Here is a 25,765-nt window from a genome sequence, read left to right on the forward strand (position 1 = left end):
GTTTATAAACTTATTGATAAATTAGAAATAATTTAAACACTGGGGCACTAATTGTAATGAACTGTGACCCGCAAGAGGGTACTTTTTTCTAAATCTTACGGGTCCACAGTTCGTGGCTCAATAATGCCCCTTCTTCTATAGATACCGTTATGTTCGGCTGCTTCTTCGATTTCTTATAACTTTCACCTCGTAAATGACAGCGTCTTTAAGATTAACTCCCCGTCAACCGTATTTTTTGTTTAGAATGGAAATATTGATTGTGAGATGGTTTGAAAGGATGTCGCAAATGAGCAAAACGCTGGTACTGGCTGAAAAGCCTTCGGTTGGACGGGACATCGCGAGAGTATTGCAGTGTCCAAAAAAGGGAAACGGTTTTTTTGAGGGAGATAGATATATTGTGACGTGGGCGCTGGGGCATCTCGTCACGTTGGCGGATCCGGAAGCGTACGGCGAACAATACCGTTCGTGGAAGATCGAGGATTTGCCGATCCTGCCCGCTTCCTTCCGGCTGGTGGTGATTCGGGAGAGCAGCAGGCAGTTTCAGGCGGTCAAACAGCAGATGGGCCGCAAAGACGTAAAGGAAATCGTGATCGCTACTGACGCGGGCCGTGAAGGAGAGCTCGTAGCCAGATGGATTCTCGAGATGGTGCGGGTAAACAAGCCGATCAAGCGCCTCTGGATATCGTCTGTGACTGATAAAGCGATTCAAGAGGGTTTCCGGCGGGTAAGAGACGGAAAAGAATTCGAACAGCTCTACGCATCTGCCGCCGCCCGCGCGGAAGCGGACTGGGTGGTAGGCATCAACGCGACGCGAGCCTTGACGTGCAAGTACAATGCACAGCTTTCCTGCGGCCGCGTGCAGACGCCTACGCTTGCCATTATCGCCAGGCGGGAGGAAGAAATCCGCGCGTTTACCCCGAAGCCTTTTTACGGAATCACAGCTGTGGCCAAGAACGGCCTGCGGCTGGTTTGGCAGGAGGCGAATACGAAGGATATCAAGACCTTTTCCAAGGAGACCTGCGAGCAAATCATAAAGTCCATAAAGGGAAAGGAGGCGGAGGTGACCGAGGTCAAGAAAGCGCACAAAAAAAGCTACGCGCCTCCGCTCTATGATTTGACCGAGCTGCAGCGGGATGCCAACAAGTTTTTCGGCTTTTCCGCCAAGGAGACGCTCTCCATTATGCAGAGTCTCTACGAGCATCATAAGGTGCTGACGTATCCCCGTACCGATTCCCGTTATCTCTCCTCCGATATCGTGGAAACGCTGACGGACCGGGTCAAGGCGGTGCAGATCAAGCCGTACTCCCAACTGGCGGCAAAAGTCCTGCGCGGCGGGATCAAAGCAAACAAATCCTTTGTCGATGACAGCAAAGTGTCTGACCACCACGCCATTATTCCGACAGAGCAGACCGTTTTTCTCGGGAACCTGAGCGACAGGGAACGGAAGATTTTTGACCTGGTGGTAAAACGCTTCTTGGCCGTCTTGTTTCCTCCTTTTGAATACGAACAGACTACGATTCAGGCCAAAATCGGCGATCAGGCCTTTGTCGCCAAAGGAAAGAGGGTCATCTCTCAAGGCTGGAGAGAGGTGTACGATCACGACTACGAGGAAGAGGAGGCCAAAGACGGCATAGCCGAACAACTGCTGCCAAGCATCTCCACAGGGGATCGGCTTTCCATCACCTCAGTCGCCCAAACAACCGAGGAGACAAAGCCGCCTGAGCCGTTTACCGAAGCCAGTCTCCTGTCGGCGATGGAGAACCCGGCGAAGTACATGGCCCATGAAAACAAGGAGCTGATCCAGACCATCGGGGAAACGGGCGGGCTTGGCACCGTGGCGACCCGGGCCGATATCATCGAAAAGCTGTTCCATAGCTTTCTGATCGAAAAGAAAGGAAAGCACATCTACATCACGTCGAAAGGGAAACAGCTGCTGGAGCTGGTTCCTGAAGAGCTGCAGTCCCCGACGCTGACTGCGCAGTGGGAGCAGAAGCTGAACGCGATTGCCAAAGGGAAGCTGAGCAAGCAAGCGTTTATCGGCGAGATGAAGAACTATGCCAAGGCGGTCGTTCAGGAAATCAAGCACAGCGAGAAGAAATTCCGGCACGATAATCTGACGCGAACGAAATGTCCGGAGTGCGGAAAATTTTTGCTTGAAGTAAACGGGAAAAGAGGCAAAATGCTTGTCTGTCAGGATCGGGAATGCGGGTACCGGAAAAGCGTCGCCAAATCGACAAATGCGAGATGCCCGCAGTGCCACAAACGGCTAGAGCTCAGAGGCGAGGGAGAGGGGCAAACATTCGTCTGCGTTTGCGGCTACAAAGAGAAGCTGTCTGCTTTCCAGGCGAGGCGCAGCAAGGAAAAAAACAGCAAGATGTCCAAACGAGAAGTAGCCCAATATCTGAAACAGCAGGAAAAGGAAGCAGACGGCATGATGAATACCGCGCTCAAGGATGCTCTTGCCAAACTGAAGCTGGAGGACTGACAAAGCTGTCAGAAGACGTAACCGGAGTCACGCCACTGGCACGGACTCCGGCATACGTCTGGTCTTCGGCAGAGCGAAGGGTCCGCATCACTTTTCATCAAGGGTCAGGAATTTCGTCAGGTAGGCGCCCGCAAAATACAGGATGGCGCTGCGCCTTTGTCCTCTTTGACCAATGAAGGAACCAGTGCCGATAAAGGCACATTACCCGCCAGCAAAGCTCCCCAGATAAGTCCCAATGCCGAGATGAACGCGAAATTGCCGGGAAAACCAGGATGATATGGCAGTGGTAATTCCGTATACTGTAAACAAGGAAGCTGATTGCTGAACAGAAAATCCGTGTTCAACCAGGTAAGGACTCAGCCTTGTTCGATTCCGTCTCCCATCATGAAAATAATGATGCCGAGATAGCCCCAGAACAAGCTGGGAGGTATTCCGATGGAGGATAAAAATTTTCCTTTTCCGTTTATGCTTGTCATATTCGTTGCAGCTCCTTTTTTGTAAAGCGTTTTCATTTGTATGAGTGTCTAGTGATGAACTTTTGTCCGCGAGGGGCTTTTTGGAGAGAATTGCCAAAATGTACTATATCCTTGGTTTGACCCAAAAAGAGATTGCAGAACAATTGGACATTGGCAGGTCTTCGGTCGTTCGCTTTTTACAAGAAGCAAGGGAGGAGGGGATTGTACAATTTCACATTCAGTCCAAGACAGACCATGCAAGAAAAAGCGATTTGGAAGCGAAATTAGTCATGCAATACAAATTAAAAGATGCCGTCGTGGTAAAACGGCATCAGGGCTATTCGTTTGAAACAACGATTGCGAATGATCTAAACAGTATTTTGCCTTTCCAAGGTTCGGTCGGATTAAGCTGGGGGAGAACCATGTACTCCGTCGGTCAGTTCATGCATCTGTGCGAACCGCGGCCTCAATTGAAGCTGGTTCAATTATGCGGCAGTGCGGGGACGAAAGAAAACGAGATCCCTGCCTCGGCCCTTATCCAAACCTGGGCGTATGCGATCGATGCAAAACCATTCTTCCTGCCTGCTCCGATGATCGTAGAGAGCAAGGAAATCAGAGACATTCTGCTGAAGGATGAAACTATTAAAAACAGCTATCAAGGCTAAAATTTATCGGGGTATGCAGGGCGAATCCTGTCAATGTGGATGTGGCTGCAGCTTCCCAACAGGGAATCCCGGTGTTTCACACGCCTGCCCGCAATGCGCAGGCGGTTGCAGAATTGTTCATTGGGAACGTCATCGCATTTATGCGGCATACCATTCCAAGCACGAAATGGTTGGCGGAGAAAAATTGGGAAGGCGAATCATTTAGCGCTTACCTGAATTTTAAAGGGAATGAACTGGCGGGGAAAACAGTCGGGTTCGTCGGATTTGGAGCAGTTCCGCAAAAAATCGCCAATATGATCAAACACTTTCCTTGTTTCATCCAGTATTACGACCCGTTTGTGGCTGCCGAGTCCGTCGGTTACAAGCAGCTTGCCTTGGAAGAAATCTTCGAACAGAGCGATATCGTCTCCATTCATTTGCCTGTAAACGATCAGACCAAAGGAATGATTTCCTCTGATTTGCTGAAGAGGATGAAAAAGGAAGCGATCTTTGTCAATACGGCACGGGCTGTCGTCGTTGACAATGCAAGTCTGTTGGAGCTGCTGAAAAACAACCAGATAAGAGGCGCCATCCTGGACGTGTTCGATCAGGAACCGCCGAGTGAACAGGATTACGAGCTGATCCAGCTGCCGAATGTCTTGGCAACTCCCCATATCGCAGGAGCCAGCTATGAAGTGTAAGACCATCACTCCGTCATCATGAATGAAAGTCTGGTAAAGTGGGCGAAGCATCAAAGTCAACAAAACATTTTCAACAGAAAGTCATTCGTTCCCAATCAATAGGGGTGAGTCCGTTATGAGAAAAGGGTATCTCAGTGTTGGCGTTGGAGAGCTCTGTCATCCAGTACCATCAAGACGCTGATTTTCCCGACAGCCACTTTTTTCAATTACAGCCAATCTGGGAAACCATCATTCAGTTAGCGAAAGAAGTGCTGAATCAAGCGCCTGATGTAGAAGCTTTGGCTGTCTCCTCCACAAACCAAAGACAAGGAATTGTCTTGTTGGGCAGGGATGGAAATTCATTGATTGGATTCCCCCATATTGAGAATCGCGGATTAGAGTGGGAGAGTGACATGAAAGATTTTGACAAGGTTTACGGATTGACAGGCCGCTGGATCAGTACGCGATTTTCTGCCCTGAAACTGCGCGGCGTAAAGGAAAGGCAGCCCCATATTCGGGAGAAAATATCAGCCTTTACGAGCATCAGCGACTGGGTTGGATATGAGTGCACCGGAAAGCTCGTATTTGCGCAGCTTGTATCAAAAATGGGCTGCTTTTCGAAGCAGCATAAACGAACGATAAAAATTTGAGCGGGAGTGATAACATGCAGATAAAAAAAGACATCGTCCATTACGCAAAATTGATGGAGGCAAATGGTCTGGTCATAGGAACAGCCGGGAATATCAGCGTGAGAATAGACAATACGATGTATATTACACCATCCGCCCTGCCGTATGCGGAAATCGAGGAAGAGGACATTTTGGAGGTTGACCTTGTTTCCGGCGCCGTTCTTGCAGGCAAGCGGAAACCTTCAACTGAAACGCCGATGCACAGCAGTATCTATAAACATAACAGCAGAATCAAGGCGATCGTCCACACGCATTCGACTTACGCTACCATGTTTGCCTGTGCCCACATTCCCATCCCGATCGTCCATTACATCGCGGCGGACATCGGCAATCAAATTGCCGTAGCGCCTTATGCGCGATATGGATCCGAACAACTGGCGATCAATGCGGTGAATACCCTGGGTGACAATAACGGTGTTTTACTGGCCAATCATGGCGTGATTGCCGTCGGAGAGACATTAAAGGACGCTTTCAGGCGGGCCGAGGCCATTGAAGAGGTGGCTCACCTGGCGTTTGGATGCCACCTGTTAAACAGCGTAAAGCCGCTGAGTGACAAGGATCTGGCCGAGGCGGTAGAAGGCTTCAAGACCTATATGAGCGGCTAAGTTCGTTAAGCTTTGCTTCAGCGTCGCCTGCAGGAATACAAAAAGGAGCAGCTATCGGTAACCCGGGCTGCCCTGATAGAGACCGGTCTTCAAGCTCTTGATTCCTTCGGTGGATCGAGAGCTTATTTTCTTGATGGCGAGCGAATGGCAGAGCTTCATAGAGTAGATTGGCCTTGAACCTGATATACTTATCAAAAAGATGATAGACAGGGGTTGGATAAATTGAAGCCGATTACCATTTTAATAGCCGATGACGAGGCGGAGATCGCGGAGCTGATCGCCCTTTATCTCCAAAAAGAGGGTTATCACACCGTAATCGCTTCTGACGGCAAGGACGCGATTCACGCTGTTCAAACCCATTCGATCGACTTGGCGATTCTCGATATCATGATGCCCAGGTTAGACGGCTACGAAGCAACCCGACAAATTCGCGAGCAGCATCACATGCCGATCATCTTTTTGAGTGCCAAGGCTTCAGACATGGATAAGATCTCGGGACTGGTGATGGGGGCAGATGACTACATGACCAAACCGTTTAATCCAATGGAATTGGTTGCTCGCGTAAATGCTCAGCTGCGTCGCGCCATGCGGTTGAATCAGCCAACACCGGTAAACAACACGGTACTGGAGGCAGGCGGATTGGTCATTTCTCCAGATCAACGCACCGTCAGCCTGTATGGCAAACCGATTGAGCTCACGCCAAAAGAATTTGATATTTTGTATCTGCTGGCCCGCCACCCCATAAAAGTCTACAGCGCCGAAAATATCTTCCAGTAGGTCTGGGGGGAAGCATACTACGAAAACAACAATACCGTCATGGTGCATATCCGAACCTTACGAAAAAAGCTTGGAGAAGATAAGAATAAACATAAATGGATCAAAACCGTATGGGGTGTGGGGTACTCGTTCAATGGCTAAAATCATACGGAGCTTTCGGTTTAAAATGATCGTGTTATTAGGCGTCAGTATGCTCCTGTCCGGTGCGATCACCTATTTGCTCTACAAAGCTCTCCAGCTTTATTACCGTTCCAATGTTCGATACGAGGATCCACTGCATGACGTCCGCGCATTCATCCGGAATATTGGCGATGTTAACGTTTTTTTGATTGTTTTTATCCCGCTTGCGATCTTGTTTTTCTTTCTTCTCACCAAGCGTTATGCGGATTATTTTAAGGAGATTTCCGCTGGAATCCATCAGCTTGCCAATGGCGACTTTACAAGCCGGGTTCAGATCTCATCCGATGATGAGTTTGGAGATATTGCCAAAGACATTAATCTGGCAATCGTAAAATTGCAGCAAGCGATAGAAAGAGGAGATTTTGCAGAAAGCAGCAAAGACCAGCTCGTCTTGAATTTGGCTCATGATTTGCGCACCCCGTTGACTTCTGTAATAGGGTATCTGGACTTCATTCTGAATGACGATCACTTGACGAAAGAACAAGTCAGGCATTATACAACCATTGCTTTTACCAAGTCCCAGCGATTGGAAAAACTAATCGATGAGTTATTCGAAATAACGAGAATGAATTACGGTATGCTTTCCATTGAAAAAAAACCAATCGATCTGAGCGAACTGCTTAAACAAGTGAATGAAGAACTGTATCCTGCCTTTGAAAAAAACGAACTGACATCCAGATTGAACGTGACTCCGCATATGCCGATCCGCGGCGATGGAGAACTGCTGGCACGCGTATTTGAACATCTCCTGACGAATGCCATCCGTTATGGAAATGACGGCCAGTTTGTCGATATTAACGGCTATCTTGACAGAGAAGATGTGGTGGTGCAGGTGATCAACTACGGAGATCAGATCCCGCCGGAGGTGCTGCCGTATATTTTTGACATGTTTGTTACCGGGGACAAAGCGCGATCTCACCAAGGGGGAAGTACAGGTCTCGGCTTGTTTATTGCCAAAAATATTATAACGCAGCATAACGGAACGATTACTGCCCAAAGCAGTACCGTTCGTACGATCTTTGAAGTGCGTTTGCCGCAAGAACACTTATCAGAAGAATCCGGTTGGAAACGCGAAACAAACCCGATCATTTAAGAAATATTTTATTTTTACCCCACTTTTTATTTAAACAGTTTTCTCTATCCTGAATGAGCAAAACATGAAGGAGGAAGCTGGGAATGAAAAAGGGGGTTTTTTGGCTTATCATCCTATTACTTCTCGGTTGTAAAGCCTTTCAACAGATAGCAGGGGGCGTATATGGGTCTGCAGGCAACGAGCACAATCCAACGCAAGGAGTGATTTCACCGGGGGCATACCAAACGATCGAAATAGCGAAGGATCAGGTATACCAGGGAAATCTGTTGCTGGTGAATAAAGAGTATCCGGTTCATAAAATGGGAGTAAAATCCGATGTGGTTCATCTGTATCAGAATGAGGAGCTGGTCAGGGGGTACGGTTTGCTCGACAGCTCCATTCAAGCGTCAGAGAGCGTAGCCAAAGCATTTTTGGAGATGGTTGGAGCCGCTCAAAAGGATAACGTGAGCCATTTTATGATCAACAGCGGTTATCGCAGCTTTGAAGAACAAAATCAGCTTTATGAAGAAATGGGCCCGGAGCTGGCTATGCCGGGCGGTTACAGCGAACACAATCTGGGTTTAGCCCTTGATATCGGGTCTACCCAAATGAAAATGGAGCAAGCGCCTGAAGGAACATGGCTTGAAGAAAACGCTTGGAAATACGGATTTATTTTACGCTATCCGGAGGACAAAAGAGCGATCACAGGCACGGTATTTGAACCCTGGCATTACCGTTACGTAGGTATGCCGCACAGTGCGATTATTCAAGATCATCATTTTGCTTTGGAAGAGTATTTGGATTACGTGAGAGAAAATGAGCACTTGTCGGTTCAAGTCGATGGTGAAACATATGAAATCTCATATTACCCTGTTTCCCGCGATACTACGATCGATGTGCCAGTCAATCGCTACTATACGATTTCGGGTGACAATATGGGTGGCATCATAGTGACTCTGTACCCCGAGAACGAGAAGCCGCAGCAGGAGTGAACTGCATACAAAAATATCGTTCATCGCTTCTTTTCCTCCAATCTGCTACAATGAAAAAAACGTTTGAAAGTCCTCCCAAAAACCCCCTTCATACTAGATTTGGGCATGAATCAGTCTTCCCCTTTGATTCGGAATCCAGATAACACTAGTAGGAACAAAGAATCGAAAGAGAGGAAGATTACAATCAGCACACTTCAACAAGAACAAGCCAACTGGCGAAAGAGTATCGCCCCTTACGAGAAGCCCCGCATCAAGTCCAGTGTCTGGCAGCTTTTCAATACGCTTGTACCGTTTGCTCTAATGTGGTACGGTGCTTACCTGTGCTTGTCGATTTCTTACTGGTTGACCCTGCTTTTGGCTGTTGTGGCCGGAGGGTTTTTGATCCGGATATTTATCATTTTCCACGATTGCTGTCATCAGTCGTTTTTTCGGAATCGGAGAGCGAATGCGATCGTCGGGACGATCACCGGCATCTTGACTTGCTGTCCTTATGAACAGTGGCGCTATACCCACTCCGTCCATCACGCCACGAGCAGCAACCTGAACAAGAGAGGAACCGGGGATATCTGGACGCTTACGGTGGACGAGTACGTGTCGGCGCCTCTGTGGAAGCGGATCGTTTACCGGCTCTACCGAAATCCGGTACTGATGTTTGGGCTCGGCCCGATCTACATTTTCCTGATTGATTACCGGTTTAACCGAAGGCGCTGCGGGCTGAAGGAACGGCTCAACACGTATCTCACCAACGCGGGCATCGCCGCGATTGCGGGGGTTTTGTGCTGGACTCTGGGGTGGCAGGCGTTTCTCCTGGTTCAAGGCCCGATCTTTCTCATTTCAGGGGCCGCGGGTATCTGGCTGTTTTACGTGCAGCACCAGTTCGAAGGCACTTATTTTGAAAAGGAAGAAGATTGGGATTACGTGAAGGCGGCGCTTCAAGGAAGTTCTTTTTACAGACTGCCGAAGCTCCTGCATTGGATCACGGGAAATATCGGTTTTCACCACATTCATCACTTGAGTCCGCGGGTACCGAACTACTATCTGCCTGTCGTTCACAGCGAAAATCCTTTTTTGCAAGAGGTTCCAAGCATCACGCTGTCATCCAGCTTGCGGTCCCTGCGATTTCGCGTCTGGAATGAAGAGAGCAAGACGTTTGTGGGGTTTAGCGAGATCCGGCGACATCCGAAGAAGAACAAGGGAAAGGCTCTCGACGGGGAATCGGGCAGCGGTTTGCCGGTTGAGTCGTAATATTCGGATGGAAGTCCCTTTCCAATCGATTCCGATCATTTTCAAGCGCCGTCGGGTCAGCGATCATCCTGTCCGATGGCTTTGTATTTTCTGCTCCCTTGCTATGCCATATTCTCTGTGATTAAATGATCTTAATTCAGGATCAGATATCTTGATACAGAGGGGCGTGGAACGAAATGAACATAGAGAAAATTCCTAATAGGAAGATATCTGATATCGTTTCGGAGAAGATAGAACAATGGATTGTATCAGGCAAGGTACAGCCGGGAGACAAGCTCCCGTCTGTTCGGGAGTTATGCGAAGCTTTTGACGTAGGGCGCTCGGCTATTCGCGATGCGATTACTGCACTAAAAGGGAAGGGACTCGTCGATGTAAAACGGGGGGAAGGGACTTATGTCTGCCACTATAACTATTCCCAGTTGTTTTATGAATCGATCCTGTTAAAGCGAAAAGATGTCATAAAAATATTTAATGTGCGCAAGATCTTGGAAGCGGGTATTGCCGAGGCAGCTGCAGTTGATCGGCAGCCTGAACACCTGGCCAAGATGAAAAATGCAATTGAGAGCATGAAGTCGGTCAATTCAATCGAAGGTTGGGAGGCCGATTACGAATTTCATCTGTCCATCGCCGAAGCCACGCAAAATGAAATACTCGTACAATTGATGGAGATTATCTCGTCAACCACGAAGAAGGCTATCCAGGAATGCCACAGAATTATCTTGTCTGACTCACAACTAGGCCAAAATATTTTTAACCAACATGAAAACATTTACAAAGCCATTGAAATGGGAGATGGTATAGCGGCCAGACAGCGCATGCTGGAGCATCTGACGTATGTGGAAGCATTATTAAATCAAGTCCAAGACAATCATTAGCCCTTTCTGAAACAGTATCGGGAAATCGACAAGCATTCCGCTGCACTTCATCAGGTGAAACGGGATGTTTTTTTGTATTCAGATATAATTATTTGAATTTAAAAAATCACAGAATAAAATGCCAAGAATTAAAATATCAGAGATTCTGTTGGCCAGGGTAGGGGGAACATTAAAATGTTTCGCCTTTCGCATTTCTCGGATGTTTTTGTGTATGAATATTTTAAAATTGCGAAATTGACAAAATAGTTTTCGGAAAATATAATGAAGTACACAGATGACTTATCTGATATCTGAAAAGTAAATGGCCGCATGATCCTGTCAGACAGACGCCAGATAAGCGGTAGGTCAAGAGAGGGATAACAGGCTGTCGTTAGCCAGCGGAAGCATACCGGGGGTGAAGAGCATGGTATTAACAGCTTTGGATCAACTTTTTGCAGAAGAACAGATTCAAGTCGTGCCGGGGGAATTCCATCCATTGGGCAACAACGGACAATGGATTGCTTACCCCGATTCTGAAAAACAGATTTCAACCATTTTACAATACGCGAATGAGCACGGTTTGAAGGTCGTTCCCATGGGCGGCGGAACGAAAAGAGGATTTGGCGGGACTGAAGAGCAGGCCGATCTTTTGCTGTCGCTTTCACGCCACCGTGGGATCGTGGAGTATTCAAAAGGGGATTTGACGATTACCGTCAAAGCGGGCACAACGATGAAAGAAATCGGCGACTACCTCAAAATGAACAAGCAGATGCTCCCCATTGACCCGGCCTGGCCGGAATTTGCCACGATTGGGGGTGTGGTTGCCGCTAATGACAGCGGCCCCAAGCGTTTGCGATACGGCTCCGCCAGGGATTTGCTAATTGGCCTTCGCCTGATTTATCCCAACGGTCAAGTGATCCGAACGGGCGGAAAAGTGGTGAAAAATGTAGCCGGGTACGATATGAACAAGCTGTTTGTCGGATCGATGGGAACGCTTGCCGTGATTAGTGAACTAACCTTGAAGCTGCGCCCATGTCCTGCCTATAAAAGTCTGGCAATCCTCGCCTTTCCCGACGGAGACTGGCAGGCGATCCGTTCGTTTGCCACAGCCATCCTGGACTCTCAAATTGAACCTGTATCCCTTGAAGTGTTAAGCCCATCCCTAAACGAGCGGTTGCATGGGATGAGGGAGTATGGCCTGGTCATAGCGTTCGAGGATGTGGAAAAGGCAGTTCAGTACCAGGTTGAGTGGCTGAAGCGCCACCTCCCGAAGAACGCTTCCCTCTCGGTGCTCTCACAGGATGAGGCGGACCTGTGGTGGGATCGTTTTGCCCGGATCTCTCCCAAAGGAGCCCATCCTGGCTCTGCAGAGGACCAGGAGATCGGGCTGAAGGTTGGCAGCAAGAATCTGGATGCCATTGAGGTGGTCTCGTTTTGCCACCAGCTTGGTCAGGAACTGCAGGCAGAGGTAATCGTTCATGGAGGGGCGGGTCATGGAATCTCTCGCGCCTACGTGAAAGGAGAGGAGTCGAAGCTGCTCCCCTTCGTCCAAGCAGTGCGCAGCCACGCCGAATCGCGTGGCGGCTATGCCGTTGTCCAGCACGCTCCTTTGTCGCTGCGCCAAAAAGTCGATGTTTGGGGAGAAAAGCCGGCTTACTTTCCACTTCTGGAAGGTATCAAGCGGACAGTCGATCCCCACAGCGTGTTAAACCCAAAACGGTTTATAGGAGGGATTTAACATGAGTATCCAAGTAAAGGATTACCCGGAGTCCCAGACAAAAAGCAATTACCTGTGGGAAGATCCGCCTGATGAGGATAAGTTCTCGGCATGCGTACACTGTGGAATGTGTCTGGAATCATGCCCGACTTATCTGGAAACCGGGCACGAACACCAATCCCCCAGAGGGCGTGTGCATTTAATCAAGGCGGTTGCCCAGGGCAGGATCGAACTAAATGCGGGATTTGAAGATCCCATTTTTACCTGTCTGGACTGCCGGGCTTGCGAGACGGCATGTCCTTCCGGTGTAAAAGTCGGCTCCTTAATCGAACAGGCGCGCGGTCAGATCCGCAAATCCATTCCATTGACAGGATGGAAGGCCGCTGTCAGCAAGTTTTTTCTGCGGGGGGTTTTCCCGCATCCCCATCGTCTGCATACCTTGGGAAATCTGATCAAGCTGTACCAGAAGAGCGGCATGCAGACTTTGGCCCGCGGGATGGGTCTCTTGAAGATGATGCCGCAGCATCTTCAAAATATGGAGGCTGTGATGCCAGAGGTCAAGGTCCCGGTGAGAAAGAAATACCCGGAAGTCGCTCCGGCCGAGGGCAGAAGGAAAATGCGAGTCGCTCTGCTTACCGGATGTGTGATGGACGTCATGTTTGGCGATATCAACGAGGCGACCATTCGGGTGTTGGTTCGCAACGGATACGAAGTAGTGATCCCGCGCAACCAGCGCTGCTGCGGCGCTCTTCACGTCCATGCGGGAGACCGCGACGAAGGGAAGCGGCTGGCCAGGCAAAATATTGACGCTTTTTTGGCTGCGGGAGTGGATAAGATCGTCGTCAATGCTGCAGGTTGCGGCTGTGCGTTAAAGGAATATCCGGAGCTGCTCCATTCCGATCCGGAGTATGGGCAAAAAGCAGTGGAATTTGCCGGGAAGATAGAGGACGTGGCTGTATTTTTGATGAACCATGGGTACCAGAAGCCGCAAGGAACAGTAAGAACGCGTGTGACCTATCACGATGCCTGCCATCTGGCGCACGGGCAAGGTGTTCGCCGGGAACCGCGAGAGCTGCTGCGGGATATCCCGGGTGTGGAAATGGTCGAGATGCCTTATGCCGACCGCTGCTGCGGCAGTGCCGGTATCTACAACATTACCAATCCTGACATGGCCGGGAAGGTCTTGGATGAAAAAATGAGCTATGTCCCGGAGGATGTGGAGCTGATCTCGATGGGCAATCCCGGATGCATGCTGCAGATGGCGATCGGCGTCAGGAAGCACGGACGCAGCGCAAAAGTCGTTCATACGATACAACTGCTCGACCGGGCCTACCAGGCGGAAGGGGAGAGCGGAAAATGACAGGGAGAGGAGGTGTGGGCGATGCAGGCTCAGGACGCGCTTATTCGCGAGCTGGCGGTGATTGTCGGAACAGGATCCGTTTTGTACCGGGAAGAAGATCTGATTTCCTATGAATGCGATGGCTATGTGATTCACAAGCAGCCGCCGCGTGCGGTGGTATTTCCGGCTACGACAGAAGAAGTATCACAGGTTGTAAAACTGCTCCATCGGCGGAAGATTCCGTTTATTCCGCGCGGAGCGGGAACGGGATTGAGCGGAGGGGCTGCCCCTTTGGGGGGGGAAGTCATCATCAGTCTGGTAAAAATGAAAAAACTGCTGCATGTAGACTGGGAAAACCGCTTGGCTGTCGTACAGCCCGGATTCGTCAACCTGAAGTTAACCAACTCGGTGGCGAGCAAAGGGTATTACTATGCGCCTGATCCATCCAGTCAATACGCCTGTACCATTGGGGGAAATGTGGCAGAAAACGCCGGTGGAGCCCACTGCCTGAAATACGGCGTGACCACCAACCATGTGCTGGGAATGGAGCTCGTGCTGGCCAATGGTGAAATTGTTGAGATCGGCGGAGTGCCGGATGCTCCAGGCTATGATTTGATGGGACTTTTAACCGGTTCAGAGGGAACGCTGGCGATTGTTACCAAAATCACGGTCCGCATTCTGAAAAATCCCGAGGACAAGAAAACGGTGCTGGCCTACTTCGACAGCGTGGAAGACGCCAGTCACGCGGTTTCCGACATTATCGCCATAGGGATTGTCCCGGCGGCATTGGAAATGATGGATAAAACCGCCATCGAAGGAGTGGAGGCCGGTAACTATCCGGTCGGCCATCCCCCGGGTCTGCAAGCGCTGCTGCTCATTGAGGTGGACGGGATTTCAGCGGGAATTGAAGATCAAATAGAGGAAATTTTAAAGGTGTGCAAACAGAGAAACGTCATTCAGGTAAAGGTCGCGGAAAATGAACAGGAGCGGGCCCAGTGGTGGGCAAACCGGAAGACCGCGTTTCCGGCGATGGGGGCCATCTCGCCTGATTATTTGGTACAAGACGGCGTCATTCCCAGAAGCCGGCTTCCAGAGGTGTTGGAAAAGGTAGAGGAGATCAGTAAACGTTCCGGATTGAGAATTGCCAATGTATTTCATGCCGGGGACGGAAATCTCCATCCGCTGATCCTGTTTGATGCCAGAAAGCCGGGGGAGACGGAATTGGCTGCAAGGGTTGGCTCCGAGGTGTTAAAGGTTTGTGCCGATGTCGGAGGCTCCATCACGGGAGAACATGGCGTCGGCATTGAAAAACAGGAGGAGATGCGCTTTATTTTCACCGAGGAAGAGATTCAGGCCCAGACTCAGATTCGAAGTGTGTTTAATCCCGAGAACTTATTGAACCCTGACAAACTGTTTCCCAAACCGAGCCGTTGTGCAGAGGTGCGCAAGGCGGTCGGCCATTTGTGATGAACGGTACAATTCAATGGTAAATCAAGATAAAGCCGAGTGTACATATAAACACTTGGCTCAGCGTGTAGACAAAGTACCACATGGTACAGGGTCTGCACGTTTTTTTGTCGAATCATAACCTTGACGCCACTTTTCATATGTAACCGAAGTTGAAAGGAATGCTCAACAAACACAGGTCGAAGGCCGTTATCATTATGGATAATTATCAGCATGGGATATCATTAATGTCAGGTTAAGCAAACCATTTTCTTATGGAGAAGGGAGTATGACTAATGAATTTTAATAAAGAGGATAAATGTCCATAGCCGAGTATGGTAAACATCCTTTGGCTCCTTTAAATCCAGATAGTAGATTACTACCATGATTATACAACAGAGTTGTGTTCGCGGATGCGGTGTATAGCTCTGAAGTTGGAATAAATGATACAATTCACACAGACGGAATTTCGCTTGTATCAACAATAACTCGATTACGCTGAAAACTGTAAGCCGATTCTGTTATCTGAATTATTGTAAAAAACCAAGGCAATCAGTAGACGTCTATTTTCGATCAAGGAGGTCATACCGTGAAAGGAATATTCGTAACAAAATTTGGCGGATCGGATGTTTTAGCTTGCCAGCATACCGACATACCTTCTCCCGGACCGACCGAAGTGTTGATCCGGGTAGCCGCAGCCAGCGTCAATTTTGCCGACATCAAAGCGCGATACGGAAAGTACCACGGAGCAAAGACACCTCCGTACATACCCGGGCTGGACGTGGCCGGCACGATCGAGGCAGTCGGCGGAGAAGTCACGCAATTTCAGGTGGGCCAGCGTGTGATTGCCTTCCCCAACCGGGGGTCTTATGCGGAGTATACGACGGCAGACCAGGTGCTGACCTACGCCATTCCCGACACGCTGGACATGGAGACGGCGGCGGCTTGTCCGATTGTATCATTTACCTCCTACAACATGCTTCGTAAAGTCGCCGCTCTGCAAGCGGGTGAAACCGTGCTGATCCATGCCGCAGCCGGCGGAGTGGGGACAACGGCGATCCAGCTCGCAAAAATTCTCGGAGCACGTCAGGTGATTGGTACGGTTGGCAGTGAAGCCAAGGCGGACGCTGCTTATCAGGCGGGTGCTGACTTCGTCATTGCCGGTGACCGTGCCGATTTTTCCACCAAGGTACTGGAGCTGACTGATGGAAAAGGCGTCGACGTAATCCTGGATTCCATCGGGGGGCATGTCTTGGAAAACAGCCTGTCCAGCTTGGCGAAGTTCGGTCGTCTCGTCCAGTTCGGAAATGCCGGAGGTACGGCGGGCAGCATCTCCTGGGGTTCGTTGAGTCCTGGCTGCCGCTCCATGCTGGGGTACAGTCTCGGGACGTACCGGCGCGAGCGTCCAGAGGCGCTGCGTCAGAGCGGGGAAGAGGTGATCTCGCTTCTCGCTTCCGGACGGCTGCGCATGATCATCGATCGGAAGTTTTCTCTGGAAGAGGCGGCCCGGGCGCAGGATTGGGTGGAGCAGCGGCGCAGCCGGGGCAAGGTGCTGTTGATTCCGTAAGCTGGCTGAATCGCGCCGTCTGCTGTTCTATCAGGGGAATGTATCTGATAAGCGTTACAAGGAAAGCCTGATGGACAGAGAAGGAAAGGAGAGATCCATTTTGAACAGAAAATTTGGCCATGTCACCATCTTGGTCAAGGATTACGATGAAGCGATCCGCTTTTATACGGAGTGTTTAGGCTTTGTGCTGTTGACGGACAATTCCTTTGGCAACGGGATGAGATGGGTAACGGTTGCACCTTCCCAAAATAATGAAACGGCCATTGTGTTTGTCAAAGCGGATACGGCAGAAAAACTGGAGCGCGTGGGCAGCCAGGCTGCCAACCATGTGCTGCTGGTGCTGCAGACAGACGATTGCCTCCGGGATTACCGGATGATGAAAGCCAAAGGTGTTCATTTTTTTGGCGAGCCAAAGACGGTTCCCTGGGGAGTAGAAGTGGTTTTTGAAGACTTGTACGGCAATCGATTTGATTTGCTTCAGTACAATGGAATGTGATATGGCGCCGCTCATCAACTGGGCGGCGTCTTTTCGTGCGTGAGCAAAGACCGATGAAACGTTTCATTTACCCAGTGAATTGTTAGGAAAATATAAAAAATTTAAAATAATGAGTTGAAATGAAAGCGCTAACGTTTTATACTGATGGCAATGAAACGTTTTACTCTCGTGAAGCGGTGAAAATGAATAACAAAAACAGGATCGATCCCCTATTTTTTCATGTATAATGAAACGTTTCATTACGAGGTGATCTATGACGTCCACAATAAAAGATGTAGCTGCGGCAGCAGGAGTCTCGATTGGCACAGTCTCAAAGGTGATCAATAATTCCGGTTATGTCAGTGACAAGATTCGAGAGCGGGTCCTCTTGACGATCTCGCTGTTAAATTACAAGCCCAACGCCGTTGCGAGAAGTCTCAAACAGGCAAAGACGAACATGATCGGGATGGCTGTTGAGGATATATCCAATCCGTACATGACGAAAATCATGAAGTCGGTGGAAGACGTCGCAAATGAAATGGAGTACAGTCTGATTTTTTGTTCGCACAACAACAATCCGGAACAGGAAAGGAAGGCGCTTGAGTGGTTGATCGAAAAACGGGTGGACGGAATTGTCATGGTGCCGACCGGCAGGAAGCTGGATGAGCTGATCGTGCCCAATACGATTCCTGTCACACTGGTGGACCGCAGAGTTGAAAATTCCCGCTTCGATACGGTGGTTCACGAGAATATCAACACTTCTATTACACTGGTGCAGCATTTGTATTTCCACGGTTTCCGCAAACTTTTGTTTATCCATGGAGCTCTGGGCAATTCGGTGGAAGTGGAAAGGTACGAAGGGATCACAAGAGCGATTGAGCTGTTGGGGCTGGATGCGGAGACACAAGCTTTTTTGGAAGTCGGCGTCCAGATCGAAGCCGTTTCAGCTGCTGTCCGTCAAAAATTGGAAAAGGACGGCCTGCCAGATGGCATATACGCTACGAATCACATCGCACTTGCCGGGACGATCAGGGCACTGTGGGAGATGGAAGTAAATGTCCCGGATGAGGTGGGGGTTGTAGGATTTGGCGATATCGACGAGTACGGCATATTGCGTCCCCGTTTTACCGTAGCCAAAGAAGATCCTTACGAAGTCGGAAAAATAGCGGCTGAGATCCTGTTTGAGCGAATTGAAACCGACCGGCATCTCCAACAGCCCAAGGAGTTTTTGGTAACGCCCAAATTAATCATTGGAACCTCTTGCGGCACGCACACTCGTTAAAGGACCGCATGCCGCCAGAGGTTTGATCAGATAAAAAATGAATGGAGGGTCAATGAAATGAAAAAAATAATCAGCTTGCTGACGGCTTTTGCTCTGGTCGGATTGCTTGCTGCTTGCAGTTCGGGCCAGAGCACGGAAACAGGCGGCACATCCGGCAGCGCCCCGTCCGACAACAATGCTTCTGCCGGCGCCGAAACCGGAAAACTGAAGATCGGGATGTCCAACTCGATTCTCAGCATCGACTTTTTCGTAGCGCTGAAGCAAGGAGTGGAACAGGGGGCGGAGAAGAACGGATTTGAACTGATTCATACCAATGCAAACGGGGACGCGGCGAAACAGGTATCTGACATAGAAGATATGATTCAAAAAGGCGTGAACGTGATTATCGTCAATCCGCAGGATGTCGATGCCATCGTGCCCGCGATCGAAAAAGCCAATCAGGCCGGTATTCCCGTGATTGCGCTTGACCGGGGGGCATCAGCCGGTACTCTGCTCTCTTTCCTGGAGACAGACAACGTAGAGATGGGGCGCAAAGCGGCAGACTATATTGCCGAGAAGTTGAAAGAGAGGCATGGGGATTACGTCGGCAATGTCGTAGAATTGCAAGGGCTGCTGGGCTCAACGGCTGCGCGTGACCGCGGCAAGGGATTTAACGAACAAATCGAACAAAAATATCCGAATATTAAGATTATTGCTCGCCAAGCGGCTGATTTCAACCAGGAAAAGGCATTGAATGTCATGACGAACATTTTACAGGCCAACCCGCAAATTGACGCTGTGTTTGGCCACAATGACGACAATACGGTGGGAGCGGCGAATGCGATTGACCAAGCAGGTCGGTTTAAACCGCTTGAGGACAAGGAGCATATCATCATCATCGGAATCGACGGCACCCGCCAAGCAGTACAGGCGATCAAAGACGGGCGCATCGATGCGACGATCTCACAGGTCCCCATCGAGATGGGTGAAATGGCGGTCGATTACGTCAAGCAGGCCTTGATCGATAAGAAACAGGTTGAAGCGCATACCTATACCCGCAATTTCCTGGTGACGAAGGAGAATGTGGATACGGAAAAATTATGGGCCACGGAATTGAAGAGTAACTGACGCAGGGAGGAATGGGGAAAACACGAAACGCGGGAGGATCTGGAATGGAGAAGGCAGCTCTGCTGAAGATGACCGGGATCTCCAAGACATTTCCCGGTGTGAAAGCCCTGGACAACGTTGACTTCAGCATAAACGAAGGGGAGGTTGTAGGTCTGCTCGGGGAAAATGGAGCAGGAAAATCTACCCTGATGAAAATTTTAAGCGGGATTTACACGCCGGATTCGGGCGACATCTGGTTGGAAGGAAAGAAAATCGTGCTGCGCGGCACCAAGCATTCGCAAAGGGCAGGGATCAGCATCATCCACCAGGAACTAAATCTGCTGCCCCATTTAACGGTAGCGGAAAACATCTATATTCACTCTCTGCCGCGAAAGGGATTTTCCTTAGACAAGAAAAGGCTGTTTCTGGATGCCGAACGCCTACTCGGCGAGCTCGGATTTGAAATCAATCCCAAGGCGATTGTCGACGATCTGACTGTCGGCACACAGCAGATGGTCGAGATCGCCAAAGCGCTCTCTTTTCAATCGAAAGTGATCATCATGGATGAGCCGACGTCGGCGATTACAGAGCAGGAAACAGCCAAGCTGTTTGAAATCATCCGTTCCTTAAAGGAAAAAGGCATTGCGATTATCTACATCTCTCACCGGATGGAAGAAATATACGAGATCTGTGACAGAGTCGTCGTCCTTCGCGATGGATGCAATGCCGGCGGCGGGCTCTCCAAGGAGCTCAAACCGGATCAGATCGTGGGCATGCTGGTCGGAAGAGAATTGACGCAGATATTCCCCAAGAGACAGGGAAGAGTGAGCCAGGAAGTCGTTTTGGAGATCAAGAATTTGGGGCGGAAGGGCGTCTTTGAAAACATCTCTTTCCAATTGCATAAAGGGGAAATTCTCGGGTTTTCCGGGCTGATGGGCTCCGGACGGACTGAATTGATGGAGTCTATCTTCGGCGTCGAGCCGATTTCCAGCGGAGAAATCTGGATCGACGGCAAACAGAAAAAAGTCAGATCAACCCGCGATACCATATCGCAAGGCTTTGCGCTGGTGCCGGAGGACCGCAGACAGCATGGAATGATCGGGAATTTTTCCGTCACCCATAACATTACCCTTGCTACCTTGAAGCGATTTGCCGGACGATTCCGCAAAGTAAGCGCGAGGCGGGAGAGGGAAGCAGCGGATCGCCACATTTCGGAGCTGCGGATCAAATCTCCTCACGGCGGTACGGTTATAACCAATCTGAGCGGGGGCAATCAGCAGAAGGTCATCATCGCAAAATGGCTGGAGTCAAAGCCGCGCATTCTCATCCTGGATGAACCGACGCGCGGCATTGATATCGGCGCCAAATCGGAGATTTACCAGATCATCCAACAGCTTGCGGCACAAGGCACCTCCATCATCATGATCTCATCGGAACTGCCGGAGGTGATCGGCATGAGCGACCGGATTCTGGTGATGGCCGACGGCAGGATTACCGGCGAGTTCACCCGTGAAGAGGTCACGCCGGAGAAGATTATGCTTTGTGCGACAAAAGGGGGGGAAGTATGAGCGACCAGGGTGCATCCTTACATGAATCCTCTGTTGAAGCAGTCAAAAGAAAAGCGGAGCAAAAAAGCAGCGTTCTCTTGCTGCTGCTAAAAAATAAAGTGCTGGTTGCCTTGCTGCTGCTCTGCCTGTTTTTTTCGACAGCAACGGAACAGTTTCTGCGGATCGATAACATCCTGAACATCTTCTTGCAAAGCGCCATCATGGGTGTGGTGGCCATCGGGATGACCTATGTGATTATTACAGCGGGGATTGACCTGGGCGTTGGATCTGTGGTCGCCGTTTCCGGAATGTTTATCGCAGGCATGGTTCAATCGGGCATGCCGTTGATTGTCGCTGTCTTGGTCGGCCTGTTGGCAGGCACGCTGAGCGGCATGATAAACGGGTTCTTCATTACGAGATGTAACATGGCACCGTTCATTGTCACGTTGGGGATGATGGCTGCGGCCCGTTCAGTGACCTTGGTCTATTCGGACGCCCAGACCATCTCCGTCTATAAAGACCCGACTCTGCAATTTCTCCGCATGGGTCAAATCGCCGGCATTCCCGTGATGATCCTGATTACGGTCGTCATGTTCCTGGCGGCTCACTACGTATTGTCCAACACGGTGTTCGGCCGCCATGTTTACGCGATTGGCAGCAACAAGAAAGCGGCCGAGCTCTCCGGGATAAATGTCAAACGCGTCCAAATGATGGTCTATGTCATCGCCGGCACCCTGGCTGGCCTCGGCGGCTTGATGATGACCGCCAGGCTCGGCTCGGGAACGCCCCTGGCAGGTTCAAACCTGGAGTTGATGGCAATTGCCGCCGTGGTGATTGGCGGTACCAGTCTGTCCGGCGGCAGGGGGACGATTTTTGGCACCCTGGTTGGGGTCCTCTTGATCAACGTCCTGAACACCGGGATGAATCTCATGAATATCTCCTCGCACTACCAGGGATTGATCATGGGAATTGTCATTATTTTTGCCGCACTGATCGACTCTGTAAGCAACAAAAAAGCAGGGTGAAAAAACATGCTGAAGAAGCGGAGGGAACGCAGATGAGCCAAGAGGTGAATGTGATGAAAAAGTTTATTAACGATCCGGAAAAAGTCGTGGATGACATGTTGGAGGGACTGCTGCTCGCGCATGCCGATCAATTGAAGAGCGTCAGAAGCGACAACCGCGCGCTGGCCAGAATCGATGCTCCCGTACGGGGAAAGGTGGCCATCGCTACAGGCGGCGGTTCCGGGCATCTTCCCCTGTTCCTCGGCTATGTGGGGAAAGGAATGCTGGATGGGGTTACCGTAGGGGATATTTTTGCCTCGCCCAGTTCCCAGCAAATGCTGGATGTGACGCGAGCCATACACGGCGGAGAGGGAGTGCTGTACATCTACGGGAATTACGGCGGGGACGTGATGAATTTCGACATGGCTGCCGAATTGGCCGACCTGGAAGGGATTCGCGTGGAAACCGTTGTGGCGACGGATGACGTGGCATCGATGCCGGCAGGATATGAGCACCAACGGCGCGGTGTGGCAGGCATGTTTTATCTGTACAAACTGGCTGCTGCCAAAGCGGAACAAGGGGCCAATCTGGATGAGGTAAAGCGAATCGCCGAATTGGCCAATGCGAATGTACGCACCATGGGCGTTGCGCTCACGCCTTGCATCCTGCCGGCAGTCGGTCGTCCGACATTTACGATCGGGGAAGGCGAGATGGAGATCGGCATGGGGATTCACGGCGAGCCCGGAATTCAACGCGGAAAGCTGGAATCAGCCGACGAAGTCGCAAAATCCTTGGTGACGGCGATTCTGGCCGATTTGCCGATTGAACAGGGCGAGGATGTTTCCGTTCTGATCAACGGATTAGGGGCCACGCCTCTGGAAGAACTATATATTATCTATAGAACCGTGCATAAACTTTTGGAAGAAAAAGGGATAAAGATTTACAAGCGCTATATCGGCGAGTTTGCCACTTCGCTGGAAATGACCGGCCTTTCCGTGTCCATATTGCGTCTGAACGATGAACTGCGCGAGCTGCTGGATGCGCCTTTCCATACGCCCTTCTATACGCAAAACCAACTGTAAGTCCAACAAAAGAGACAAAGGTGGAAAGAGATGTGAAAGAAACGCTGACGTTGGCTGACATGCGAAATATTTTGATCGAGATTACCAGGCTGATGGACGAACAGAAAGATTACCTCTGCCAGCTGGACGGAGCGCTGGGCGATGGTGACATCGGCTTGACGATGTCCAAAGGATTCCGGGCTGTGACGGAAAATCTGCCCAACATTCCAGATGAGAACATCGGTATTGTCTTGATGCGAAGCGCGCTTGTGATGGGGGAAACGGTGGCATCCACGATGGGAACCTTAATGGCGTCCGCTCTGATCCGCGGGGGAAAGGTGATGCAGGGAAAAGCCGAATTGCATGTGGAGGATTTATTCACCATGACCAGCGCGATGGTTCAGGCTTTGGTGGAGCGGGGCAAGGCGAAGGTCGGAGACAAAACGATCCTCGATTCGATCGTTCCCGCGATGAATGCGTTGGAAGCGGCACACCAAGCGGGCAAGCCGTTAAAGGAAGCGATCAACGATGCTTACGCGGCCGCAGAAGACGGTGCAAAGCGAACGATCGGGATGCAATCCCGGCACGGCCGGGCCGGCAGGTATCTCGAACGCTCAATCGGACACCAGGATCCGGGAGCTGCTGTGGGGGCGCTCTTTTTCAAAGGTTTTGCCAATTATGTGAATAACCAGGAAACTGGGTAAGGGGAAAGGGGAGGAGGAATCCTCCCTTCCTGTTTTAATGCTCGATAGCTTGCCTCAAGAGATCGAACGCCTCTTCGGCATCGATTCCCTTGACGAGGGCAAGTTCGCTCATAAAAACCTGTTGGGCGTGATCCAGCATCATTCGTTCCCCTGTTCCCAGCCCCTTCTGTTTGCTAATCCACAGCAATTCCCGGATCACCTCGGCCGCGGCGTGTATGTCGCCGCTTTTCAACTTATCTGTATTGATCCGGAAGCGCAGATTCGCATTCGCCATAACCTCCGGCTCACCTTCATGAAAGCTGGCCAGTACGCGTTCCATCACAGTTGAATCGACAATTTGACGGATGCCCAGAGAGGATATTTTTTCGACAGGAACCATGATATGGAGTTCTCGCAACAGCATATTTAAAACGTAATAGAGATGGTTTTCACCCAGAAAATTCTTTTCCTCAATCGCTTCAATGATGCCTGCACCATGAATCGGGTAAAAGATCTTGTCGCCAACCTGAAACATACCCACACCTCCTGCTATAAGTATAACATAGTTTGGTTTGGTAATAAAAAATTTTAATTTTACCATGTGTAATTTATTGTTGTCAACGATATAATTTGCTGGTAATATCGTGTGTATTGGGAGGCCTGGCAGTATAACGGACGAAATGCTTAGCCGGGAAAAATGGTTTCATCCGCAAGCCAACTGTTGCTCGGCTGACCAACGCTTTTTGGTAAAAAATTTTTTGCTGTAAAAGTGAAGCTGTTTGTAATATGCTGTATCAAGACAGTTCGAAACCATCCTGTCTATAAACAAAACTATGGGGGAATGAAAATTGAACAGAGGGACGACACCGACTAGCAGTCTATCGGAAGGAGGAGCTGTTCCGTACCTGTCGATAGACAAGACTACCAAGAAGCTGATCGTATTGGCAGCGAGTTTTATAGCGGCGTTAATGGTAGCCAATATCGTCGCGATCAAGGTGGTCGACGTGGGGTTCGCCAATGTGACGGCAGCTATTTTCTTCTATCCGATCACTTTTGTGATGGCGGATACGATCTCGGAAATCTGGGGAAGGAAGGTAGCTCGGCGGGCGATCTGGACAGGCTTATGCATGAACCTGTTCATGGTTGGGGTGTTTACCCTTGTCATTCACATGCCATCAGCACCGTATTTTGAAAACCAAAAGGAGCTGGAGACGGTCCTGGGCGGCGTACCGAGAATGGTGCTTGCCTCTTTGGTCGCGTATTCCATTAGCCAAAACATTGATATCTATTTATTTACAACGCTGCGTGAAAAAACAAACGGAAGGTATCTGTGGCTGCGCAGCAATGTTTCGACGATCATCTGTCAGCTGTTGGATACAGTGGTTTTCTTCATCGTAGGCTTCTGGGGGGTTATGCCGATATCTGAAATGCTTCTGGCTACTTCGACGGAATTCAGCGTCAAGGTAGCGATGTCAGTAATAGGCACTCCGTTTATATATCTGCTGGTGAAATGGGCCAGAAGGTAAGTTGACATACACAAAAAGAACAAGCTCGCTCTTGGAAAAAGAGCGGGCTTGTTCTTTTGAGATCAGTCGTTAATTCAAATTTGTGGGTACATACCCGTTTTGCATTTTTGACCGCTTAGACATTATGCTGTGGCAGTAACAAAAAACTGCAGGTGACAGACCCGCAGTTTTCTTAGTTGCAGAAATGGGGATTTTCTACACGCTGTCCCAAAGATTGACTCTGTATGTAAAACGTCAAGAGAAGATTAAAAAATTACACCCTGTTAAATAATTTGGAATTTTCGGCGATAAACTGGCGTGTCTATAATGAAAGCGTAATCAACAGAGCTTATCATCCATTCCAAAAACGAGGAG

General features: G+C 49.9%; 22 protein-coding genes and 2 pseudogenes. 22 read left to right on the plus strand and 2 right to left on the minus strand.

Annotated features, from left to right (window positions below):
- The first annotated feature begins 286 nt into the window (after positions 1 to 286).
- Positions 287 to 2,485 (plus strand): DNA topoisomerase III, encoded by a 2,199-nt coding sequence (locus HGBM_RS09655; protein ID WP_019120897.1) that lies wholly within the window; start codon positions 287 to 289, stop codon positions 2,483 to 2,485.
- A gap of 261 nt (positions 2,486 to 2,746) precedes the next feature.
- Here HGBM_RS09655 and HGBM_RS31615 read toward each other — a convergent pair.
- Positions 2,747 to 2,961: pseudogene (locus HGBM_RS31615) on the minus strand (MFS transporter); the annotation flags it as partial.
- A gap of 80 nt (positions 2,962 to 3,041) precedes the next feature.
- On the opposite strand from HGBM_RS31615, the gene HGBM_RS09665 reads away from it, so the two are divergent.
- From HGBM_RS09665 to dhaL, 20 genes and pseudogenes are all read left to right on the plus strand, one after another.
- Positions 3,042 to 3,605 (plus strand): sugar-binding domain-containing protein, encoded by a 564-nt coding sequence (locus HGBM_RS09665; protein WP_147512847.1) that lies wholly within the window; start codon positions 3,042 to 3,044, stop codon positions 3,603 to 3,605.
- Between the two features lie 35 nt (positions 3,606 to 3,640).
- On the plus strand, positions 3,641 to 4,285 hold the full coding sequence (locus HGBM_RS27135) for an NAD(P)-dependent oxidoreductase (protein WP_019120900.1): 645 nt from the start codon (positions 3,641 to 3,643) through the stop codon (positions 4,283 to 4,285).
- Between the two features lie 134 nt (positions 4,286 to 4,419).
- Positions 4,420 to 4,914 (plus strand): FGGY family carbohydrate kinase, encoded by a 495-nt coding sequence (locus tag HGBM_RS09675; RefSeq protein ID WP_019120901.1) that lies wholly within the window; start codon positions 4,420 to 4,422, stop codon positions 4,912 to 4,914.
- A gap of 14 nt (positions 4,915 to 4,928) precedes the next feature.
- Entirely contained in the window at positions 4,929 to 5,558 is a 630-nt protein-coding gene (locus HGBM_RS09680) for a class II aldolase/adducin family protein (RefSeq protein ID WP_019120902.1), read from the plus strand.
- A 222-nt stretch (positions 5,559 to 5,780) separates the two neighbouring features.
- Positions 5,781 to 6,476: pseudogene (locus HGBM_RS27140) on the plus strand (response regulator transcription factor).
- Positions 6,469 to 7,608 (plus strand): HAMP domain-containing sensor histidine kinase, encoded by a 1,140-nt coding sequence (locus HGBM_RS09690; protein ID WP_019120904.1) that lies wholly within the window; start codon positions 6,469 to 6,471, stop codon positions 7,606 to 7,608. The pseudogene HGBM_RS27140 and the gene HGBM_RS09690 overlap by 8 nt, the downstream one beginning before the upstream one ends.
- Positions 7,609 to 7,691: 83 nt before the next feature.
- The gene (locus HGBM_RS09695; RefSeq protein WP_019120905.1) at positions 7,692 to 8,579 is read left to right on the plus strand and encodes a D-Ala-D-Ala carboxypeptidase VanY; all 888 of its coding nucleotides are present in this window, start codon (positions 7,692 to 7,694) and stop codon (positions 8,577 to 8,579) included.
- A 183-nt stretch (positions 8,580 to 8,762) separates the two neighbouring features.
- Complete coding sequence (gene desA / locus HGBM_RS27145) at positions 8,763 to 9,824, plus strand: Delta(5) desaturase DesA (protein WP_051029647.1); 1,062 nt, start codon at positions 8,763 to 8,765, stop codon at positions 9,822 to 9,824.
- A 176-nt stretch (positions 9,825 to 10,000) separates the two neighbouring features.
- On the plus strand, positions 10,001 to 10,699 hold the full coding sequence (locus HGBM_RS09705; protein WP_019120907.1) for a FadR/GntR family transcriptional regulator: 699 nt from the start codon (positions 10,001 to 10,003) through the stop codon (positions 10,697 to 10,699).
- Positions 10,700 to 11,102: 403 nt separating this feature from the next.
- Positions 11,103 to 12,416, plus strand: a complete 1,314-nt coding sequence (locus HGBM_RS09710; protein ID WP_019120908.1) for an FAD-binding oxidoreductase — start codon at positions 11,103 to 11,105, stop codon at positions 12,414 to 12,416.
- A gap of 1 nt (position 12,417) precedes the next feature.
- Positions 12,418 to 13,755 carry a (Fe-S)-binding protein gene (locus HGBM_RS09715; RefSeq protein WP_019120909.1) on the plus strand — a complete coding sequence of 446 codons (1,338 nt, stop codon included), beginning with the start codon at positions 12,418 to 12,420 and terminating at the stop codon, positions 13,753 to 13,755.
- A 21-nt stretch (positions 13,756 to 13,776) separates the two neighbouring features.
- Positions 13,777 to 15,201: an FAD-linked oxidase C-terminal domain-containing protein gene (locus HGBM_RS09720; RefSeq protein WP_019120910.1), complete on the plus strand. Its 1,425-nt coding sequence runs from the start codon at positions 13,777 to 13,779 to the stop codon at positions 15,199 to 15,201.
- A gap of 568 nt (positions 15,202 to 15,769) precedes the next feature.
- Complete coding sequence (locus HGBM_RS09725) at positions 15,770 to 16,747, plus strand: quinone oxidoreductase family protein (RefSeq protein ID WP_019120911.1); 978 nt, start codon at positions 15,770 to 15,772, stop codon at positions 16,745 to 16,747.
- Between the two features lie 100 nt (positions 16,748 to 16,847).
- On the plus strand, positions 16,848 to 17,243 hold the full coding sequence (locus HGBM_RS09730; protein WP_245552928.1) for a VOC family protein: 396 nt from the start codon (positions 16,848 to 16,850) through the stop codon (positions 17,241 to 17,243).
- A 253-nt stretch (positions 17,244 to 17,496) separates the two neighbouring features.
- On the plus strand, positions 17,497 to 18,504 hold the full coding sequence (locus HGBM_RS09735; RefSeq protein WP_019120913.1) for a LacI family DNA-binding transcriptional regulator: 1,008 nt from the start codon (positions 17,497 to 17,499) through the stop codon (positions 18,502 to 18,504).
- A gap of 57 nt (positions 18,505 to 18,561) precedes the next feature.
- Complete coding sequence (locus HGBM_RS09740) at positions 18,562 to 19,611, plus strand: sugar ABC transporter substrate-binding protein (RefSeq protein ID WP_019120914.1); 1,050 nt, start codon at positions 18,562 to 18,564, stop codon at positions 19,609 to 19,611.
- 44 nt (positions 19,612 to 19,655) lie between these two features.
- Positions 19,656 to 21,158: a sugar ABC transporter ATP-binding protein gene (locus tag HGBM_RS09745; RefSeq protein WP_019120915.1), complete on the plus strand. Its 1,503-nt coding sequence runs from the start codon at positions 19,656 to 19,658 to the stop codon at positions 21,156 to 21,158.
- Complete coding sequence (locus tag HGBM_RS09750) at positions 21,155 to 22,162, plus strand: ABC transporter permease (RefSeq protein ID WP_019120916.1); 1,008 nt, start codon at positions 21,155 to 21,157, stop codon at positions 22,160 to 22,162. Before HGBM_RS09745 ends, HGBM_RS09750 begins: the two co-directional genes overlap by 4 nt.
- A gap of 32 nt (positions 22,163 to 22,194) precedes the next feature.
- The gene (locus HGBM_RS09755; protein ID WP_019120917.1) at positions 22,195 to 23,223 is read left to right on the plus strand and encodes a dihydroxyacetone kinase subunit DhaK; all 1,029 of its coding nucleotides are present in this window, start codon (positions 22,195 to 22,197) and stop codon (positions 23,221 to 23,223) included.
- A 32-nt stretch (positions 23,224 to 23,255) separates the two neighbouring features.
- Complete coding sequence (gene dhaL / locus HGBM_RS09760; RefSeq protein ID WP_019120918.1) at positions 23,256 to 23,906, plus strand: dihydroxyacetone kinase subunit DhaL; 651 nt, start codon at positions 23,256 to 23,258, stop codon at positions 23,904 to 23,906.
- A 34-nt stretch (positions 23,907 to 23,940) separates the two neighbouring features.
- On the opposite strand, the gene HGBM_RS09765 is transcribed toward dhaL, so the two are convergent.
- The gene (locus HGBM_RS09765; RefSeq protein WP_019120919.1) at positions 23,941 to 24,420 is read right to left on the minus strand and encodes a CarD family transcriptional regulator; all 480 of its coding nucleotides are present in this window, start codon (positions 24,418 to 24,420) and stop codon (positions 23,941 to 23,943) included.
- A gap of 313 nt (positions 24,421 to 24,733) precedes the next feature.
- Here HGBM_RS09765 and HGBM_RS09770 point away from each other — a divergent pair, with 313 nt between their 5' ends.
- The gene (locus HGBM_RS09770; RefSeq protein WP_019120920.1) at positions 24,734 to 25,411 is read left to right on the plus strand and encodes a queuosine precursor transporter; all 678 of its coding nucleotides are present in this window, start codon (positions 24,734 to 24,736) and stop codon (positions 25,409 to 25,411) included.
- Positions 25,412 to 25,765 lie beyond the last annotated feature (354 nt).

The sequence above is a fragment of the Brevibacillus massiliensis genome (assembly GCF_000311785.1).
GTDB lineage: Bacteria > Bacillota > Bacilli > Brevibacillales > Brevibacillaceae > Brevibacillus_C > Brevibacillus_C massiliensis.

What these genes read in the sequence shown, in the direction of transcription:
- HGBM_RS09655 (WP_019120897.1), top strand. Translation starts at nt 287, where the DNA reads ATGAGCAAAACGCTGGTACTGGCTGAAAAGCCTTCGGTTGGACGGGAC.
- HGBM_RS09680 (WP_019120902.1), top strand. Translation starts at nt 4,929, where the DNA reads ATGCAGATAAAAAAAGACATCGTCCATTACGCAAAATTGATGGAGGCA.
- HGBM_RS09690 (WP_019120904.1), top strand. Translation starts at nt 6,469, where the DNA reads ATGGCTAAAATCATACGGAGCTTTCGGTTTAAAATGATCGTGTTATTA.
- HGBM_RS09695 (WP_019120905.1), top strand. Translation starts at nt 7,692, where the DNA reads ATGAAAAAGGGGGTTTTTTGGCTTATCATCCTATTACTTCTCGGTTGT.
- HGBM_RS09705 (WP_019120907.1), top strand. Translation starts at nt 10,001, where the DNA reads ATGAACATAGAGAAAATTCCTAATAGGAAGATATCTGATATCGTTTCG.
- HGBM_RS09710 (WP_019120908.1), top strand. Translation starts at nt 11,103, where the DNA reads ATGGTATTAACAGCTTTGGATCAACTTTTTGCAGAAGAACAGATTCAA.
- HGBM_RS09715 (WP_019120909.1), top strand. Translation starts at nt 12,418, where the DNA reads ATGAGTATCCAAGTAAAGGATTACCCGGAGTCCCAGACAAAAAGCAAT.
- HGBM_RS09720 (WP_019120910.1), top strand. Translation starts at nt 13,777, where the DNA reads ATGCAGGCTCAGGACGCGCTTATTCGCGAGCTGGCGGTGATTGTCGGA.
- HGBM_RS09735 (WP_019120913.1), top strand. Translation starts at nt 17,497, where the DNA reads ATGACGTCCACAATAAAAGATGTAGCTGCGGCAGCAGGAGTCTCGATT.
- HGBM_RS09740 (WP_019120914.1), top strand. Translation starts at nt 18,562, where the DNA reads ATGAAAAAAATAATCAGCTTGCTGACGGCTTTTGCTCTGGTCGGATTG.
- HGBM_RS09745 (WP_019120915.1), top strand. Translation starts at nt 19,656, where the DNA reads ATGGAGAAGGCAGCTCTGCTGAAGATGACCGGGATCTCCAAGACATTT.
- HGBM_RS09750 (WP_019120916.1), top strand. Translation starts at nt 21,155, where the DNA reads ATGAGCGACCAGGGTGCATCCTTACATGAATCCTCTGTTGAAGCAGTC.
- HGBM_RS09755 (WP_019120917.1), top strand. Translation starts at nt 22,195, where the DNA reads ATGAGCCAAGAGGTGAATGTGATGAAAAAGTTTATTAACGATCCGGAA.
- HGBM_RS09765 (WP_019120919.1), bottom strand. Translation starts at nt 24,420, where the DNA reads ATGTTTCAGGTTGGCGACAAGATCTTTTACCCGATTCATGGTGCAGGC.